Raw genomic sequence first — 16,678 nt, forward strand, 5'->3', positions numbered from 1 at the left:
ATGACATTGCGTTGGCGTTATGCGTGCTTCGCCCTTCGACAAGCTCAGGAAGCTCAGCATGAGGGAGGTAATTTGACTGCAAAGCCCAGCCTGCAACGTCTCAGAATCAGGCTCACTGCAATCAAACCCGTCTCCTCATGCTGAGCTTGTCGAAGCACGCATAACAGAAATTGCCAGAGAACTCTTATCTCCCCCACAAAGGGGGAGATAAGCAAGGCAGTTACTCACTCGCCTGTTGCGGCCTTGCGGGCTTTTTTCGCTTTGTACTTGTCGAAACCTTGCAATTCGCCGGGCTTGCGTTCCTTTGGAAGCTTTTTCGGCTTCTCGGTTGTCCAGCCTTCCGGCTTTGCCTTTGCAGGCTTCGCTGCCCACTCAGTACGTGGATTGGCGTCATTGCCGCGTGGCTTGCGGTTATCGAAATCGCGCTTCTCGCCGAAGTTTTTCTTTGGCTTGAAATCGCTGCGTGGAGCGGAGCCGCCTGGGCCTTCGCTGCGGGCAATGTTCACGCCTTTTTCGCCGGTACCAAATTGTTTGATACGTGCGAGGAAAGCATCGGCCTTGCTTGCAGTAATCTCAAAGCGCGTTTCTGTTTCCAGAATCTTGATCGAGCCGACATCGGTCTTGGTAATATCGCCGGCCTTGCAGATGAGCGGCAAAAGCCAGCGTGGTTCTGCGCGCTGCTTGCGGCCAACACTGACGCTAAACCATGCGCCGCTCTCAAAATCGGTAAAGCGATCGGAGCGCGATGGGCGCTCACCGCGACCCGGACGATCATCGAAGCTTCCCTTACGGATCGGTTCGAGAACATGGGACGGCGTGTTGGAAAGCTCTTCCGGCGCAGGGCGGGCAGCCATCTGCTGGCGCAGATAAGCGGCGGCAATCTGTTCAGCCGAATGAAGGGCGAGCAGTTCACGTACGAAATCGGCCTCGTCCTCGGTTATCACTTCAGACAGGGAAGGATCATTGAGGATGCGGTCATTGTTGCGCTTGTTGATTGCGTCGGCATCCGGCGGAGGCACCATCGTTGTCGTTAGTTTCGCACCCTGCAAAAGACGCTCGGCAGTGCGGCGGCGCGAGGCCGGTACGATCAGAACGCAGATGCCTTTACGGCCAGCGCGTCCTGTACGGCCACTGCGGTGCAGAAGCGTTTCGGAATTGTTTGGCAGATCGGCATGGATGACCAGATCAAGGTTGGGCAGATCAATACCGCGTGCGGCAACGTCGGTGGCAACACAAACGCGCGCACGGCCATCACGCATGGCCTGCAATGCATTGGTGCGCTCTGCCTGGCTGAGTTCACCCGACAGCGAAACCACGGAGAAACCGCGGTTCGACAGGCGGCTGGTCAAATGTTTGACCGCTTCACGGGTTGAACCAAAAATGATGGTGTTCTGTGCATCGTAGAACAGCAGCGAATTGATGATGGCGTTTTCACGCTCACGCGGTGCAACCGGCATGATGTGATATTCAATATCGGCATGCTGCTCGCGGTCATTGGTGGCGGAAATACGCAGCGCATCCTTCTGGAATTGCTTTGCCAGCAGTGCGATAGGCTTTGGCACCGTTGCCGAGAACATCAGTGTGCGACGATCTTCCGGTGCTTCACCTAGGATAAATTCGAGATCTTCGCGGAAACCGAGATCGAGCATCTCATCGGCTTCATCCAGAACCACGGCGCGCAGTTCCTTCATGTCGAGCGAGCCACGGCTGATATGGTCACGAAGGCGGCCCGGCGTGCCAACAACGATATGCGCGCCTTGCGAAAGCGCCCGGCGTTCCTTGGTCATGTCCATACCGCCAACGCAGGAGGCGATACGCGCGCCGGTTGGCTCGTAAAGCCACTCCAGCTCGCGGCGAACCTGCAATGCCAGTTCGCGTGTGGGTGCAATCACCAGCGCATAGGGCGCGCCGATGGAAGTGAAGCGATCCGCATCTTCCAGGAGCGTTGGCGCGATGGCGATACCAAAGGCGACAGTCTTGCCTGAGCCTGTCTGGGCGGAGACGAGAAGGTCTGCTCCCTCAGCTTCGGGCGCGAGAACGGCTGTCTGGACAGGTGTCAGGGTCTCGTAGCCACGGGCTTTCAAAGCGCCGGATAGCGCCGGAGCGATAGAATCGAAAATGGTCATAAATGAACTTTCAGTGCTGGTTCTGGGCGTATTTGTAGCTCGGCGTCAATGGAGCACGAGCGGCACGCATATAGCTTTGTTGCGCTCTCGTAGAGCCTGCGATGCGTTCCGTCAATGCCACGAAACGCATAGCTCCCATCCACTTACCCTTCAGGAGGTGAAGCCCGCACGTTTCAACCGTACAATAGCGAGGTCAAGCGCAGAAAGAAAGGAGGAACGGTCTTTTGGTGAAAATGGTCGCGGTCCGCCGGTAATCTGACCCGCGGAGCGCAGTTCGTCCATGAGGTTGCGTGTCGCCAGCGTGTTGCCGATTGATGCTTCGGTAAAGGCCCGGCCCGTTGGGGAAATCGCATCGGCACCGGCTTTTACGCAGCGGCTGGCAAGCGGAATATCGGCAGTCACAACCACATCGCCCCGGGAGACCCGCTCCGCAATCCAATCATCGGCAGCGTCAAAGCCGTCACTGACAATGACCCGCTCAATCATCGGATCGCGCGGAATCGCCATCATGGAATTGGACACGACAAAAACTTTCACGCCATATCGTTCGGCAACGCGGTAGATTTCAGCTTTTACCGGGCAGGCGTCTGCATCCACATAGATGGATATGTTTTTCTGTTCTGTCATTCTCAACCAAAAATATGCAAGGCGGCCAAACCTACCGATGCGCCAAGCCCGATGGCAATTCCAACAGCAAGGGCCGCGACAAGAAATCCTGTTCCCAGCCATACCCCATCCTGTTCGCCAAGACCAATGGCCAGAAGAATGATGCTGAGCGCCGGTATCTGGTTGATAAGGGGAATAGGCAAAATAACGATCAGTGACATGGAAAGCACAGCGACACTGACGATGCGTTCAATAATGATTTGCGGTAAGAGCCAATAACGTGGGCGGGCAAGCCGTTCAAAGCGTGCCAGAATGCCTTCCAGTCTGGCTATGCCGGAACGATAGGTTTCGATACGCATGGATTTGCGGCGCAGGAATGCTGGAAACCACGGATTTTCGAGGCCGATCAGCATCTGGACCGAGAGAAGAACGAGTGGAATGCCGAATATGGTCGATGAACCGGGCGGCAGAGGGAGTAGGTTCAATGCTGAGAACAGGATAAAAAGCGCGCCAAAGCTGCGCTCTGACAGCGCGACAAGAATGTCGTCAAAGGAAATTCTTGTCGCCGGCATATTCCCAAGCTCAACAAGCACCGTGGATAGGCGCTTCGTTCCGGCGGAATATTCCGCTTCATGCTCGCTATCCATGGGATAAGTTCATGGAGTCATGATCAACGTGTCGGGACGGGGTTTTCCCCGCGATAATCGTAAAAGCCGCGACCGGTCTTACGGCCGAGCCAACCGGCCTCGACATATTTGACCAAAAGCGGGCAGGGCCGATACTTCGAATCCGCCAGACCATCATACAAGACCTGCATGATCGAAAGGCATGTATCGAGGCCGATGAAATCAGCCAGTTGCAGTGGGCCCATCGGATGATTGGCGCCCAGCTTCATTGCCGTATCGATTGCATCGACAGAGCCCACACCCTCGTAAAGCACATAGATGGCCTCATTGATCATAGGTAGCAAAATGCGGTTGACGATGAAAGCTGGGAAATCTTCGGAGACAGTCAAAGTCTTGTCGAGGCTGGTAACGAAGTCGCGCGCGCTTTCGAACGTGGTATTCTCGGTCGCAATACCGCGAATGAGTTCAACCAGCTTCATCACAGGCACCGGATTCATGAAGTGAATGCCGATAAACCGCTCCGGACGATCGGTTGTTGCGGCGAGCCGTGTGATGGAAATTGATGACGTATTGGTGGCGAGGATCGCTTCCGGATTGAGGTTTGGACACAGCTGCGCAAAAATCTTGCGCTTGACGGTTTCATCCTCGGTCGCCGCTTCAATGGCAAGATCGACACTGGAAAGATCTTCGATGCGCAAAGCTGGGCGGATATGCGCCATGGCCTTTTCGCGCGCTGTCTCATCAAGCTTGCCGTGTGAAACTTGCCGCGCCATGTTTCCATTAACCGTGGCGATTGCTTTTTCCAGCTGTTCGGCAGACTGGTCATGGATCAAAACATCATAGCCGGCGACGGCACATACATGAGCAATGCCGCTGCCCATTTGACCTGCCCCGATAATGCCTACAGTCTTGATCGTTCCAGCCATATTTCCATCCATTTGTTTGTTCGAGCGCAAACTTCCAGCACATAAAGTAAATGGCCGGGGTAGCGTTCGTCTACCCCGGCCAGCAAATCATTTCAAAGTTGCGGTTATATTTCTTTAAAGCGCTTTTTCAAGTTCCGGCAGGATGGTGAAGAGATCGCCGACGAGACCATAATCAGCAACCTGGAAGATCGGTGCTTCTTCGTCCTTGTTGATGGCGACGATGACCTTGGAATCCTTCATGCCTGCCAGATGTTGGATCGCTCCGGAAATGCCGACAGCAATATAAAGATCAGGCGCTACAACCTTGCCTGTCTGCCCAACCTGCCAGTCATTCGGCGCATAGCCGGCATCGACAGCCGCGCGCGAAGCACCGACAGCGGCGCCGAGCTTGTCAGCAACCGGAAGAATCACTTCGGTGAATTTCTCGCTGGAGCCAAGAGCACGTCCGCCGGAAATGATGATCTTGGCCGAGGTAAGCTCCGGACGATCGCCGCCGGAAAGCTTGGCTTCAACAAAGGTCGAAAGGCCAGGATTAGCAGCAGCCGCAACAGTCTCGACGGGAGCAGAGCCACCTTCACCCGCTGCAGCAAAGGTTGCCGTGCGCACAGTGATAACCTTCTTGGCGTCGGTCGCCTGAACTGTTTGCAGGGCATTGCCCGCATAGATCGGACGCTTGAATGTATCGGCCGAGATGACTTCGATAATGTCTGACACCTGCATGACATCAAGCAGCGCTGCAACGCGCGGCAGGATGTTCTTGCCGTTGGTGGTGGCAGCGGCGATGATCGTGTCGTAGCCATCGGCAATCGAGACAATCAGCGCTGCGGTTGCTTCGGCAAGGCGGTTGGTCAGATCATCGCTGTCGGCCAGCAGAACCTTCGTGACACCAGCAAGCTTGGCTGCCTGATCGGCAACGCCCTTGGCGCCTTTGCCGGCAACCAGCACATGCACATCCGAACCGATGGCAAGCGCTGCGGTCAAGGCCTTGGCGGTCTGGTCGGAAAGGGTTTCGTTATCGTGTTCGGCAAAAAGAAGAATAGCCATTGTGATTTCCTTATCCTTTTCCTTAAAGAACGCCAGCTTCGTTCTTCAGCTTGGAGACAAGCTCCGCAACGTCCTTGACCTTGACACCAGCCTTGCGTCCGCCCGGCTCTTCGGTCTTCAAAACCTTGAGGCGCGGGGCAGTGTCAACGCCGTAATCAGCGGCAGATTTCTCATCAAGCGGCTTCTTCTTGGCCTTCATGATGTTGGGCAGTGAAGCATAGCGCGGCTGGTTCAAACGCAGATCAGTGGTGATAATGGCCGGCAAAGTGACCTCAATGGTTTGCAGACCGCCATCAACTTCGCGTGTGACCTTGGCCGACTTGTCGCCAAGTTCAACCTTGGAGGCGAAGGTGGCCTGACTCCAGCCGAGCAGCGCCGAGAGCATCTGGCCGGTCTGGTTGGCATCGTCATCAATGGCCTGCTTGCCGAGAATGACCATCTGCGGCTGTTCAGCTTCGACAACGCCCTTCAAAATCTTGGCGACGGCCAGCGGCTCGACAATATCGTCGACCTTGACCAGAATGGCGCGGTCCGCACCCATGGCAAGCGCCGTGCGCAAGGTTTCCTGCGCCTGTGCCGGGCCAATCGATACGACGACAACTTCCTCGACCTTGCCGGCCTCTTTCAGGCGAAGCGCTTCCTCGACCGCGATTTCGTCGAACGGATTCATCGACATCTTCACATTTGCAAGCTCAACGCCCGAACCGTCACCCTTGACGCGAATCTTGACGTTGTAATCGACTACCCGCTTTACCGGTACGAGGACTTTCATGGGGACTCCCTCTTCAACAATCAAATGACAGCTTTAACTGTCCTATCATAGTACCTGCTTGCCGGATGCCGACATTGAGGTGAAAAAAGCGACACGTTTGTGTCTGAACAGCGCGGGACCGTAAATATGAGTAACGTAAAGGTCAATGCGCGGTGTGCGACAATCTGTACTTGAACCGATTGAATGATGTGGACCTATCTGCCCCATTTCACGGGTTCGGTTTCCGGCGTGGCGATAGCGGGTGCTTTTTCGACCACGACAGCGCCTGGAGAAACAATGGCGCGATCAAAAAGTGGTACGTCGCGACGTTTCAAAACGACAATAAGCAGTGCTCCCGCAATGATCCCGCCCACATGAGCCGGCCACGAGATCATCTCATCTCCACTCCACAAAAGCATGCCGAATTGCATGGCAACCCAAAGGATAAGCGGGTAGATGGCCGGGATACGCAGCGGAATTCGCCCAAAGGCCAGAACCCAGACTTTCACGCGCGGATGGAGAATAAGATAAGCTGCAACAATACCTGCTATCGCGCCGGAGGCGCCGATCAGCGGCGCTTCTGAATCCGGCAGAATAACGCCGTGAAGAAAAGCCCCCGCGGCGGCACATAAGAGATAGAAGATCAGAAATTTTACGTGCCCAAGCGCGTCTTCAATATTGTCGCCAAACACCCAAAGAAACAGCATGTTGCCACCGAGATGGAAAATATCGGCATGGAGGAACGCGTAGGTGATGTAGGTGAAATTTGAAGGCACAATTTCATAGGCGGCAGGCAATGCCGCCAGATCGTGGACAATGGCCGGTATGTAGCCAAGTCCGATTATGGTGGCCTCCGCATAGTCGCCGCCAATGCTGGTCAGCGCAAAAATGAAGACATTCAGCGCTATCAGGGAAAGCGTCACATATTGCAGCTTGATATATTTAAGGCTGTTGGCGTCATGCAGTGGAATAAACATCGGCGCCTGGTTCCTGTCTCAATACATCAGCGGTTTTTGCCGGGAATCCATAACACGTCTTTTGCGCCATTGTCATTGACGACACGTGCGGCAACGAAGAGGAAATCGGAAACGCGGTTGATGTATTTCAACGCAGCCGGTGTGACTGTTTCATCGACTCTTTGTGATAACTCAACCATCTGCCGTTCTGCCCGCCGCGAAACGGTACGCGCCAGGTGCAGCGCTGCGGATGCGGGAGAGCCACCGGGCAAAACGAAAGAGCGTAAAGGGGCCAGATTTTTGTTCAGCAGGTCAATGTCGGCTTCAACGTGCAAAACCTGGCTATCAAGAATCCGCAATGGCTCATAGGCAAGTGTCTCGCCCGTATCGGGAGTGGCCAGATCGGCACCGAGATCAAAAAGATCATTCTGGATGCGAACAAGCATGGCGTCGAGTTCGGGATAATTCTGCTCCGTGTGCAATCGGGCGAGGCCAACAAAGGAGTTTGCCTCATCCACAGTACCGTAAGCTTCAACGCGTAGATCATGCTTGAATCGCCGCGCTCCGGTGCTGAGACCTGTAGTGCCATCGTCGCCGGTACGTGTATAAATCTTGTTGAGCTTGACCATTATACCCGCCTAACCCGCCGCGCGGTGGAAATAGATGGCGCCGACGATCAGGATGATGGCAACGAGTTGCAACAGGATGCGTAGCTGCATCATCTTGTTGGAGAAATTGGCATCGCCCCCCTTCATCATATTGCGCAGGCCCACGAGAAGCGCGATGGCGACCGCCGCAATGGCAATCACTGCCAGAAATTTGAAGATGATATCCATGGTCTATTCCTTATCAGCAGAGTTCCACTCTGGTCTTGTCATGATTGGCTCGCAAGCATGCGGTATAGCGCGCGTGCCGATAGAATTCTCTTGGCAAAACTTGCCAGCTTGGCTGGAACCGTCACCACATAATGGGGTTTTGGGCGCTCACTTTCCAATGCATGTTTCAAAACCTTGTAAATGGCATCGGGGCCAAGTGCGAATCGCATCGGTTTTGCTTGTGAGAAACGCATCATTTCGCTGTTGTATTGCGCGCGATGCACCGATGTTTCAATGTCGATATATTTGCTGACCTGTGCCGCAGCATTGGCCCTGAAACTTGATTCAATTGAACCCGGCTCAAGCAGCGACACATAAATACCGGAACCTTCCAGCTCCATGCGCTGGGTCGTCATCAAGCCTTCGAGCGCGAATTTTGATGCGACATAGGCACCGCGTAGTTTCATCGGAACCAGCCCAAGAATCGACGAGCAATGGACGATCCGACCATGGCCTTGTCTGCGCATGACTGGAACAATGAGTTGCGTCAGTTCATGCCAGCCGAAAAACGCCGCTTCAAATTGCTCGCGCAATGCTGCTGTCGGCAAATCTTCGACCGCACCGGGCACGGCGTAAGCGCCATTATTATAGAGCGCATCGAGTGTGCCGCCGGTCTGTTCAAGCACAGCTTTGACCGTATCGCGAATAGATTGCGTCTGGCTATAGTCAAGGTAATGAGCGGAAAACCCTTCCGTTCTGAGGTCATCTATGTCAGAGGGTTTGCGGGCAGTGGTAAAAACGGTCCAGCCATCCGCCTTCAGGGCGCGTGCGCAATAGGCACCCATGCCACTGGAACATCCGGTAATCAAAATCGTTCTGGAACGGGGCATGGGTTCAATTCAATAGGTTGCACAAAAAACACTTCACATATTCGCTTGGGCCTTGCAATCTCGCGTACATGATCAAAGGGGCGAACCTGCATTGATGCGTAAAGTATATGGCTTTCTTCGGCGTATTGTTGGCGATGCTCTGGGGCATTTCAGCACGGATGATGGGTGGGCACTGGCAAGCCATGTGGCGCTATCGGGAATTATGGCACTCTTTCCGTTTCTGATTTTTGCCACTGCACTGGCAAGTTTTCTTGGGGCAAGCGCATTTACCGAGACCGCACTCCATGTTGTTTTCGACACCTGGCCGGAAGTGATTGCCAACCCGATCAAGCAGGAAGTGAGCAATGTGCTCAATGTGCAGCGCGGCGGACTGCTGACAATCAGCGTGATCGCGGCAGCCTACTTTGCCTCTAACGGCATCGAGGCATTGCGGGTTGCGCTCAACAGGGCCTACCGTGTGGTGGACACACGCTCGATCATCTACTGCCGCCTGCAAAGTCTGGGCTATGTGATCATCGCAACCATCGGCATTATGGCGATCAGCTTTTTGCTGGTGCTTGCCCCGCTAGCCATGCGGATCGCTTCGAAATGGTATCCTGAAATCTATCTTCTATCGGGAACGATCAGTTTCTGGCGCTATGTTATCGCGTCTGCCGTGCTCATCGTGGGGTTGCTTGTTGTGCATCTCTGGCTTCCTGCGGGACACAGGCGTTTCATCGACATTCTGCCGGGCATATTGCTGACGCTGGTTGCCTGGACGATCGGGGCTACAATCTTTGCCAGCTATCTGGAAACTTTTGCCTCCTATATCTCGACCTATGCGGGCCTTGCTTCCATTATGGCCGCCATCGTCTTCCTTTATATAATCGCAGCCATCTTCATTATCGGCGCGGAAGTGAACGCCGCGATCATTATCTATCGCGAGGGCAGGGTGGCAAGGCGCTTCTGACCGCCTGTCGAGAGGGCAACGCCCAATGTTGCGATTGCCATGCCGACGAGCTGGAACAGCGTCAATGTTTCCCCGAACAGGACATAAGCCATCAAGGCTGTCACGCCGGGAACAAGATAAAACAGCGATGCGACTTTCGAGACGGCTCCCTGTTTGATCAGGATCATCAGCAGCAACACAGCGCCGATCGAAAGGACGAAGACCAGCCAGAACATGGCAAATACAAGCGAGCCGGACCATATGATTTCATGAGTTTCGAACAGCAATGTCATGATGATCATGACGACCATCGCACCCAGATATTGCAAGGTTGTCCCTGCCTTTAAATCAATCTGGCCAACAAAGCGTTTCTGCCAAACAGTGCCAATGCTGATGGCAATGACGGAAAAAACCGAGGCGGTGACTGTCGCTGGAGTGATGCCATCGGCAGAAATAGACAGTTTCGGCCAAAGGACCATGGCAACGCCGATGAAGCCGACTGTCAGTCCTGCCCAGTGCCGTGGCTGTATTTTTTCGCCAAGCGTTACACCGGCGATCAGCGCGGTTATCAAGGGTTGCAGGCCGACGACCAATGCAGACATGCCGGCAGGCAGGCCTTGATGGATGGCCCAGAACACGGCCCCGAGATAGGCGCCGTGGATGAGGCAGCCTGCTATTATTGCGTGTATTGCTCCGCGTTTTCCGGGCCAGTTATTTCCTGCGAGCACGACCCATATTCCAAGGATCGCGCCTGCAATGGCAAAGCGTGCCGCCAGAAACAGGAAGGGTTCCATATAGGGCATTGCGTAGCGCGCGCCGATGAAACCGGTGGCCCACAGGAGCACGAACAGGGCTGGAAAGAAGCGTACGGACATGGGAGTGAAGCCAGATCATTGAGACAGATAACTGGCTTATACCTGAACGGTCTTATCCGATAGGTCGTAAACCGATCAAATCACAGATCTCCTGACGCGTTACGCCTTGCTCACGCAAGGAACGTAGCGAAGTGTCTTTGCGGCTTTTCGAGAGCTTATTGCCGTCGTCATCCAGAATGAGACGGTGGTGATGGTAAAGCGGTGGGTCAATGCCGAAAAGACATTGAAGCAGGCGGTGAACGCTGGTGGCATGGTATAGATCCTTGCCACGAACCACATGGGTGATGCCTTGCAAAGCGTCATCAAGGACAACGGATAGGTGATAGCTGGTGGGTATATCCCGGCGGGCGATGATGACGTCACCCCAGCCCTGCGGCCGGGCATTGACCTTGTTCTCGTGCGAACCAAACTCCTGCCAGACCAGTTCCCTTCCTGCGGTATCAAGCGCGTGGTCCATATTCAGCCGCCACGCATAAGGATGCCCAGCCGCGATACGTTCTTGTTGTTCGCGTTTTGATAGCTCTCGCTCAGTCGGCGGATAGAGCAGTGCACCATCCGGATCGCGCGGCCAGTCGTCAACATGAGAACGTTCGATTTCCCGTTTGATACCGCTGCGGCTGAGGAATGCCGGATAGACGAGTTCCATTTTAATGAGGCGATCAAGGGCCTCCTGATAGATCGGAAAGTGTTCTGACTGACGGCGAACAGGCCGCTCCCAGTTAAGGCCAATCCATAAAAGATCGTCCAGCATTGAACGTTCAAGTTCAGGCGTGCAGCGTTCCCGGTCTATATCCTCCATACGAAGCAGCAATCTGCCATCCATATCCTGTGCCATCTGTTGATTGAGAAGGGCAGAATAGGCATGGCCGAGATGAAGAAGGCCATTGGGACTGGGTGCGAATCGGAAAACCGGAACTGTCATGCTGTTGGACATTCTTGGCGTTGTTCGCACTCATTGATACGGTGTTTGCCGGATCATGCAAGGATGAAGACTTATGCGCAGAATTGATACGCTGGATGATATTGCCGAAGGCCTGGCAGAATTGCTGCGAATCCATCCCGAACTGGAGGCGATTGCGCAAAAAGCAGGACCGCTGCCTTTGCGCCGCTCTGCGCCGGGTTTTGAAAGCCTTGCCTCCGTGATCGTTTCCCAACAGGTGTCCAGAGCAAGTGCTGACTCGATGTGGAACCGCCTCGTTACAATCATTAATCCGCTGACGCCGGAAAACTATCTGGCGGGCGGTGAGGAAGCATGGCGAATTGCCGGACTTTCGCGCGCCAAGCAAGCAACGCTGGCTCGGATAAGCCAGTCGATCATCGCCAGCGAACTGGACCTGTTTGACCTTTGTGCCCGGCCCATTGAAGAAGCGATGCAGGTGATGACCAGCGTCAAAGGGGTCGGCCCATGGACTGCCGAAGTCTATCTGCTGTTTTCAGCAGGTCATGCGGATGTTTTCCCCGCAGGCGATGTGGCGCTTCAACATGCCTATGCGCATGCCTATGGTGAATCAGTGCGGCCAGATTCGAAAGCATTGAAGGTTTTTGCCGAGCGTTGGTCGCCTTGGCGGGGTGTGGCCGCCCGACTTTTCTGGGCTTACTATGCCGCAACCCGTGGCCGCGATGCTACACCCATCGCATGAAGTTGAAATAGTGGTGCTTTTTCTGCCGCCTCGCAGCAATTCGCTTCACATTCCTGTAACGTCAAGCTTACAATATCGGGGCCTGATGGTTGGATTGGAGTTGATTCCTTGACAATAGCCGTCTCGCCGGACGGACTGCCGGCTCTGGTACTCAATGCGGACTACCGTCCGCTCAGTTATTATCCCTTGTCGCTCTGGTCCTGGCAGGACGCGATCAAGGCGGTTTTCCTTGACCGTGTGAATATCGTGGCGGAATACGAGCATGAAGTCTCGTCCCCTTCCTTCGCCATGCGGTTACCAAGTGTCGTTTCGCTGAAAAGCTATATCAAACCGTCGCGTAACCCGGCCTTTACGCGGTTCAATGTTTTCCTGCGTGATCGCTTTGAATGCCAATATTGCGGCTCGGAAGAAGATCTGACATTCGATCACGTCATTCCGCGTTGCGCTGGTGGCGAAACCGTGTGGGAAAATGTTGTCGCGGCCTGCTCACCGTGCAATTTACGCAAAGGCGGGCTTATGCCGGATCGCGCCAAGATGTGGCCACGGCAAAAGCCCTATCCGCCGACGGTTCATGATTTGCACAATAATGGCCGCATGTTCCCGCCAAACCATCTGCATGAAAGCTGGATGGATTATCTGTACTGGGATGTCGAGCTGGAGCCGTAACGCGTTTCGCCTGGATACTTACCTCTCCGTCATCCTCGGGCTTGACCCGAGGACCCATGGTCAAATGGCAAAGCAGGGAATGTGATGCTGAGTGGATCCTCGGGTCAAGCCCGAGGATGACGGATGGGAGAGTTGGAAACTTAAGTCGTCTTCGCTGCGCCGCGAAACGCAATGATCATCAAAATGACGCTTGCAATGGCATTCCAGCCGGCAAATGATAGGCCAAGAACGCGCAGCGCAGCCGTGTCGCATGCCGGTGGGCGAACCGAGTTCATATCGCTTAGAAGGTTACCTGCGTCGGTTGTGATCGACATTGCGACCGCCGTGCAATCGGTTGGGCCCGCCCAGAACTTCCACTCCACGCCCGCATGAAATATTGCAAGGCCAAGGCCAATGAGCATGAGCAGGCCACCAAGCGCCAGAAGCAACCGTGTCAGACCAGCTGGCCATTTCAAGGATGATGAAGCGACTGCCAGCGCCATCAAAGGAATTCCCGCATAATAGGGATAGCGCTGTTCGAGGCACAATTTGCAGGGTAAATATCCGCCAATATGTTGAAAACCCAATGCCGAACCGACTGTGACAATCATGGCCAGCAACAGAAAAAGCGCGGTCTTCAAATGGGGTTTCGTATGGGTCATGACAGATACTGGTCCTTGGTTACGCAATTACAAATGGAGATAATGGAACACGGCGTAAAGCAGAATCAGGATGAGCGCCACTGCACCGGCGATAAGTCCAAGGCGCTTTTCGATAAAGTCGCGGATCGGTTCGCCATAGCGGCGCAAAAGCCATGCCAAAAAGAAGAAGCGCGCACCACGCGCAATGATCGCCGAGACGATGAACAGCCAGATGTTGATGCCTGCCGCGCCCGAAAGAATGGTGACCACCTTGATAGGAGGCAGATGAGAAAGGCCGGAGGTAACAAGCAGCAGCAGGATAGCATCGGCGCTCGCAGAGCCTCGCAGAGCCTCGAAAGCATCAAGTTTGCCATAGATTTCAAGAACTGGCTTGGCGAGCGTCTCATAGGCGTAGAAGCCGAGCATCCAGCCGGCTATTCCGCCAAGCACAGAAGCGATAGTGGCAACCAGCGCATAGCGATAGGCCCGTTCAGGGCGGGCAAGGGCCATCGGCAGATAAAGGACATCGGCGGGAACGAGGAAGACAGAACTCTCGACAAAGGCAATGACGGCAAGCCATGCTTCAGCCGACTTGCGCGCGGCCAGTGACATTGTCCAATCATACAGTCTGCGCAGCATTATCGGTTCCCGCCTCGAGTCAATATGCAAGGTCTCTTAGAGCAAACATTCGTCAAATGGAATCGGGACGATCAATTTTCGCAACCTCGCTGGCAGGTATCTTTGCATCCCCTCTAGTTGCCGCCGTTAACACGGGCAACACACGAGTGCGTTATCCGCTAAAAAGCTTATATTGGTGTTGACCTAGGGTGCCCTGTGCATGTATTTGGCTGTCACGGGTTTGAGTTCGCTCATCTCCGACGCTTTTTGGCGGCCCCTTTGGCGGAATTGGTAGACGCGCCTGACTCAAAAAGTGGTTTGTCTACCAATCCACAGGAAAACACGACGAGTTGAAAACGGCGTGTTTTCAGAGGGTTGGGAAGGAAGGAAAAGAGGCTGGCGATATTCAGTTTTCGCTCTAGGTGCAGTATAGGTGCAGAGAGCGTCGGCTAGAATCGGCGGCAAATGTGCGGGTGTGGTGGAACTGGTAGACGCGCCGGATTCAAAATCCGGTTCCGAAAGGAGTGTCGGTTCGATTCCGACCACCCGCACCACCTTCTTCAACAGTTCATTCAGTATCGAGTTCGAGTCCGATTGGGCTCGCCGGAGTCAGGGCCTCGGCAGGGGACGCAGTGTCTCCGATCTGCCAAGGCCTAGGAGCGTATAGCGTCGCCGGCTACTTGAGAAACGGATTGATCGCCGCCAGCGTATCGTCGAAACGGCCCTCGGCCTCGGCGTTGCGCATGAAATCGACGCCTTCCACCATGATCTCGCGCGGCGTGGGCGTCTGCTGGAAAAGCGCCATGACCTGATCGGCGAACGCGTCGAGCGGCATGAAGCGTTCATTGTCCTGCTGGCCGGGGGTCAGGGTCGTCTGCACCGCGGGCGGCACCAGCTCGATGACCTCGATCTTGCCCTTCAGGACCGCACGGAGCGATTCCGTGTAGTTGTGGATCGCAGCCTTGATCGCCGAATAGGTCGGGGCGATCACCAGCGGCACGAAGGCGAGGCCCGAGCTGACATTGACGATGACCGCGTCGGGCTGGCGACCGAGATGTTCGATGAGCGCATTGGTCAGCCGGATGGGGCCGAGTAGATTGCTGGTGACCGAGGCCTCCGCACCGCCCAGATCGCGGAATGTATCGAGCGGCCCTTCCATGCGCATGATGCCGGCGCTGTTGAACAGCACGTTGACGGTGGGAAAATCGGTGACGAGCTTTTCGGCAAAAGCCGCGACGCTGGCCGCATCGTCCATGTCGAGCGTCAGCGCGTGGATATTCGGCCGATCTCCGATCGCCTTCTCCAAGGCCTCCATCCGCCGGCCTGCGATGATTACATTATTGCCGAGGTCGTGGAAGCGGTGCGCGAGCGCCTCGCCGATCCCCGTGCCACCGCCGGTGATGAGGATGGTGTTACCTGTCGTCTTCATGGGAAACTTCCTTTCAGATTGGCGGCTGGACGAGCTAGGCTCGTGCCAGCCGCCGTTGATGCGTCCCGGTCAGGCGCGCTCGAGAGCGGGGTAGTCGGTGTAGCCTTCGGCGCCGCCGCCGGCGTAGAACAGGGGAACCCGCGGTTCGTTGAGCGGCGCGTCCTCCTTGAGGCGGGTGACGAGGTCCGGGTTGGCCAGCGCCATGGTGCCCAGAGCTTCCATGTCGGCTACGCCTGTCGTGACGTCGGCCCCGACCTGCTCGCGCGTGCGGCCCGGCCGATTGACGATCAGCACGCCGCCGAAAGCCTTGCGGATGTCGGCGACGAGCGCTTCGTTACCGATGTGCAGGACGTGCAGATAGGCGATGCCGATCTTGTCGAACTCCGCCGCCAGATAGCGGTACAGATCGTCGTTGGCGTTCCCTTCCACGATACCGCCCGTCGGCAGTCCGGGGGACAGGCGGATCGCCGTCTTCGCAGGCCCGATCGCAGCGACGATGGCCTGCACGACCTCGATGGCGAACCGCGCACGGTTCTCGAGCGAACCGCCATATTCGTCAGTGCGCTCATTGGCATTCGGGGCCAGGAATTGGTGCACCAGATAGCCGTTCGCGCCGTGGACTTCGACGCCATCCGCGCCCGCTTCGATCGCGCGAGCGGCGCCGTACGCGTAGTCGGCGACGGTCTGCCGAACCTCGGCGGTGGTGAGTGCGCGCGGCTCCGGAACCGGCAACATGCCCTTGCTGGTGAACATGTTTTCACCCGGGGCGATCGCTGAAGGCGCGACCGGCTGGCGATGATGTGCCGTGTTTTCCGGATGGGATCTGCGGCCGACATGCATGAGCTGGACGAAGAGCCGGCCACCCGCCTCATGCACGGCATCTGTCACCTTGCGCCACCCCGTCACATGATCGTCGGTGTAAATTCCGGGCGTGTTCGGATAGCCCTGCCCGTCCTCGGACGGCTGGGTCCCTTCGGTGATCAGCAGGCCCATCGTCGCGCGCTGTGCATAATATTCGGGCGCCAGGTCGCTGGGCGTGCCATCGGGCTTGGCGCGGCTGCGGGTCATCGGTGCCATGGCGAGGCGATGCGGCAGTTGCAGGTTGCCGAGCTTAATTGCGGACCAGACTTCGGTCATGGGAGTTCTCCTGAGTTACTGGATG

At 55.8% G+C, this 16,678-nt stretch carries 19 protein-coding genes and 1 tRNA gene; 4 read left to right on the forward strand and 16 right to left on the reverse strand.

Annotated features, from left to right (window positions below; genetic code table 11):
- Nucleotides 1–224 precede the first annotated feature (224 nt).
- The 10 genes from ACYJL1_RS04905 to ACYJL1_RS04950 form a co-directional block, all read right to left on the reverse strand.
- Complete coding sequence (locus tag ACYJL1_RS04905) at nt 225–2,126, reverse strand: DEAD/DEAH box helicase (protein ID WP_460897298.1); 1,902 nt, start codon at nt 2,124–2,126, stop codon at nt 225–227.
- Nucleotides 2,127–2,276: 150 nt separating this feature from the next.
- Nucleotides 2,277–2,753 (reverse strand): YaiI/YqxD family protein, encoded by a 477-nt coding sequence (locus tag ACYJL1_RS04910; RefSeq protein ID WP_440810906.1) that lies wholly within the window; start codon nt 2,751–2,753, stop codon nt 2,277–2,279.
- 2 nt (nt 2,754–2,755) lie between these two features.
- Nucleotides 2,756–3,379 carry an exopolysaccharide biosynthesis protein gene (locus tag ACYJL1_RS04915; RefSeq protein ID WP_460897299.1) on the reverse strand — a complete coding sequence of 208 codons (624 nt, stop codon included), beginning with the start codon at nt 3,377–3,379 and terminating at the stop codon, nt 2,756–2,758.
- Between the two features lie 23 nt (nt 3,380–3,402).
- The gene (locus ACYJL1_RS04920; RefSeq protein WP_460897300.1) at nt 3,403–4,284 is read right to left on the reverse strand and encodes a 3-hydroxybutyryl-CoA dehydrogenase; all 882 of its coding nucleotides are present in this window, start codon (nt 4,282–4,284) and stop codon (nt 3,403–3,405) included.
- Between the two features lie 114 nt (nt 4,285–4,398).
- A complete protein-coding gene (locus ACYJL1_RS04925; protein WP_460897301.1) occupies nt 4,399–5,328 on the reverse strand; it encodes an electron transfer flavoprotein subunit alpha/FixB family protein in 930 nt (309 codons plus the stop codon).
- Nucleotides 5,329–5,350: 22 nt separating this feature from the next.
- Complete coding sequence (locus tag ACYJL1_RS04930) at nt 5,351–6,100, reverse strand: electron transfer flavoprotein subunit beta/FixA family protein (RefSeq protein ID WP_460897302.1); 750 nt, start codon at nt 6,098–6,100, stop codon at nt 5,351–5,353.
- 194 nt (nt 6,101–6,294) lie between these two features.
- Complete coding sequence (locus ACYJL1_RS04935; protein WP_460897303.1) at nt 6,295–7,056, reverse strand: rhomboid family intramembrane serine protease; 762 nt, start codon at nt 7,054–7,056, stop codon at nt 6,295–6,297.
- Nucleotides 7,057–7,082: 26 nt separating this feature from the next.
- Nucleotides 7,083–7,664 (reverse strand): cob(I)yrinic acid a,c-diamide adenosyltransferase, encoded by a 582-nt coding sequence (locus tag ACYJL1_RS04940; RefSeq protein ID WP_460897304.1) that lies wholly within the window; start codon nt 7,662–7,664, stop codon nt 7,083–7,085.
- A 9-nt stretch (nt 7,665–7,673) separates the two neighbouring features.
- Nucleotides 7,674–7,871 carry a twin transmembrane helix small protein gene (locus tag ACYJL1_RS04945; protein WP_460897305.1) on the reverse strand — a complete coding sequence of 66 codons (198 nt, stop codon included), beginning with the start codon at nt 7,869–7,871 and terminating at the stop codon, nt 7,674–7,676.
- Nucleotides 7,872–7,909: 38 nt separating this feature from the next.
- Nucleotides 7,910–8,740, reverse strand: a complete 831-nt coding sequence (locus tag ACYJL1_RS04950) for an SDR family oxidoreductase (protein ID WP_460897306.1) — start codon at nt 8,738–8,740, stop codon at nt 7,910–7,912.
- Nucleotides 8,741–8,834: 94 nt separating this feature from the next.
- Here ACYJL1_RS04950 and ACYJL1_RS04955 point away from each other — a divergent pair, with 94 nt between their 5' ends.
- Complete coding sequence (locus ACYJL1_RS04955; RefSeq protein WP_460897307.1) at nt 8,835–9,689, forward strand: YihY/virulence factor BrkB family protein; 855 nt, start codon at nt 8,835–8,837, stop codon at nt 9,687–9,689.
- On the opposite strand, the gene ACYJL1_RS04960 is transcribed toward ACYJL1_RS04955, so the two are convergent.
- Both ACYJL1_RS04960 and gluQRS read right to left on the reverse strand, forming a co-directional pair.
- Nucleotides 9,656–10,543, reverse strand: coding sequence for a DMT family transporter (locus ACYJL1_RS04960; protein WP_460897308.1), 888 nt, complete (start codon nt 10,541–10,543; stop codon nt 9,656–9,658). The two genes, ACYJL1_RS04955 and ACYJL1_RS04960, sit on opposite strands and share 34 nt — an antisense overlap.
- 52 nt (nt 10,544–10,595) lie before the next feature.
- Entirely contained in the window at nt 10,596–11,465 is an 870-nt protein-coding gene (gluQRS, locus tag ACYJL1_RS04965; protein ID WP_460897309.1) for a tRNA glutamyl-Q(34) synthetase GluQRS, read from the reverse strand.
- A gap of 73 nt (nt 11,466–11,538) precedes the next feature.
- Between gluQRS and ACYJL1_RS04970 the strand changes: the two genes are divergently transcribed.
- Both ACYJL1_RS04970 and ACYJL1_RS04975 read left to right on the forward strand, forming a co-directional pair.
- Nucleotides 11,539–12,183, forward strand: coding sequence for a DNA-3-methyladenine glycosylase family protein (locus ACYJL1_RS04970; protein WP_460897310.1), 645 nt, complete (start codon nt 11,539–11,541; stop codon nt 12,181–12,183).
- Between the two features lie 108 nt (nt 12,184–12,291).
- Nucleotides 12,292–12,849: an HNH endonuclease gene (locus ACYJL1_RS04975; protein WP_008127884.1), complete on the forward strand. Its 558-nt coding sequence runs from the start codon at nt 12,292–12,294 to the stop codon at nt 12,847–12,849.
- Nucleotides 12,850–12,989: 140 nt separating this feature from the next.
- Here the strand turns inward: ACYJL1_RS04975 and ACYJL1_RS04980 are convergent, their stop codons facing one another.
- A complete protein-coding gene (locus ACYJL1_RS04980) occupies nt 12,990–13,490 on the reverse strand; it encodes a disulfide bond formation protein B (RefSeq protein ID WP_460897311.1) in 501 nt (166 codons plus the stop codon).
- A gap of 27 nt (nt 13,491–13,517) precedes the next feature.
- A complete protein-coding gene (locus ACYJL1_RS04985; protein WP_460897312.1) occupies nt 13,518–14,108 on the reverse strand; it encodes a YqaA family protein in 591 nt (196 codons plus the stop codon).
- Between the two features lie 448 nt (nt 14,109–14,556).
- Between ACYJL1_RS04985 and ACYJL1_RS04990 the strand changes: the two genes are divergently transcribed.
- A tRNA-Leu gene (locus tag ACYJL1_RS04990) sits at nt 14,557–14,641 on the forward strand.
- 122 nt (nt 14,642–14,763) lie between these two features.
- Here the strand turns inward: ACYJL1_RS04990 and ACYJL1_RS04995 are convergent.
- Complete coding sequence (locus ACYJL1_RS04995) at nt 14,764–15,516, reverse strand: SDR family oxidoreductase (RefSeq protein ID WP_460897313.1); 753 nt, start codon at nt 15,514–15,516, stop codon at nt 14,764–14,766.
- Between the two features lie 69 nt (nt 15,517–15,585).
- Entirely contained in the window at nt 15,586–16,653 is a 1,068-nt protein-coding gene (locus tag ACYJL1_RS05000; protein WP_460897314.1) for an alkene reductase, read from the reverse strand.
- Between the last annotated feature and the right edge of the window lie 25 nt (nt 16,654–16,678).

This window comes from Phyllobacterium sp. K27 (genome assembly GCF_054796155.1).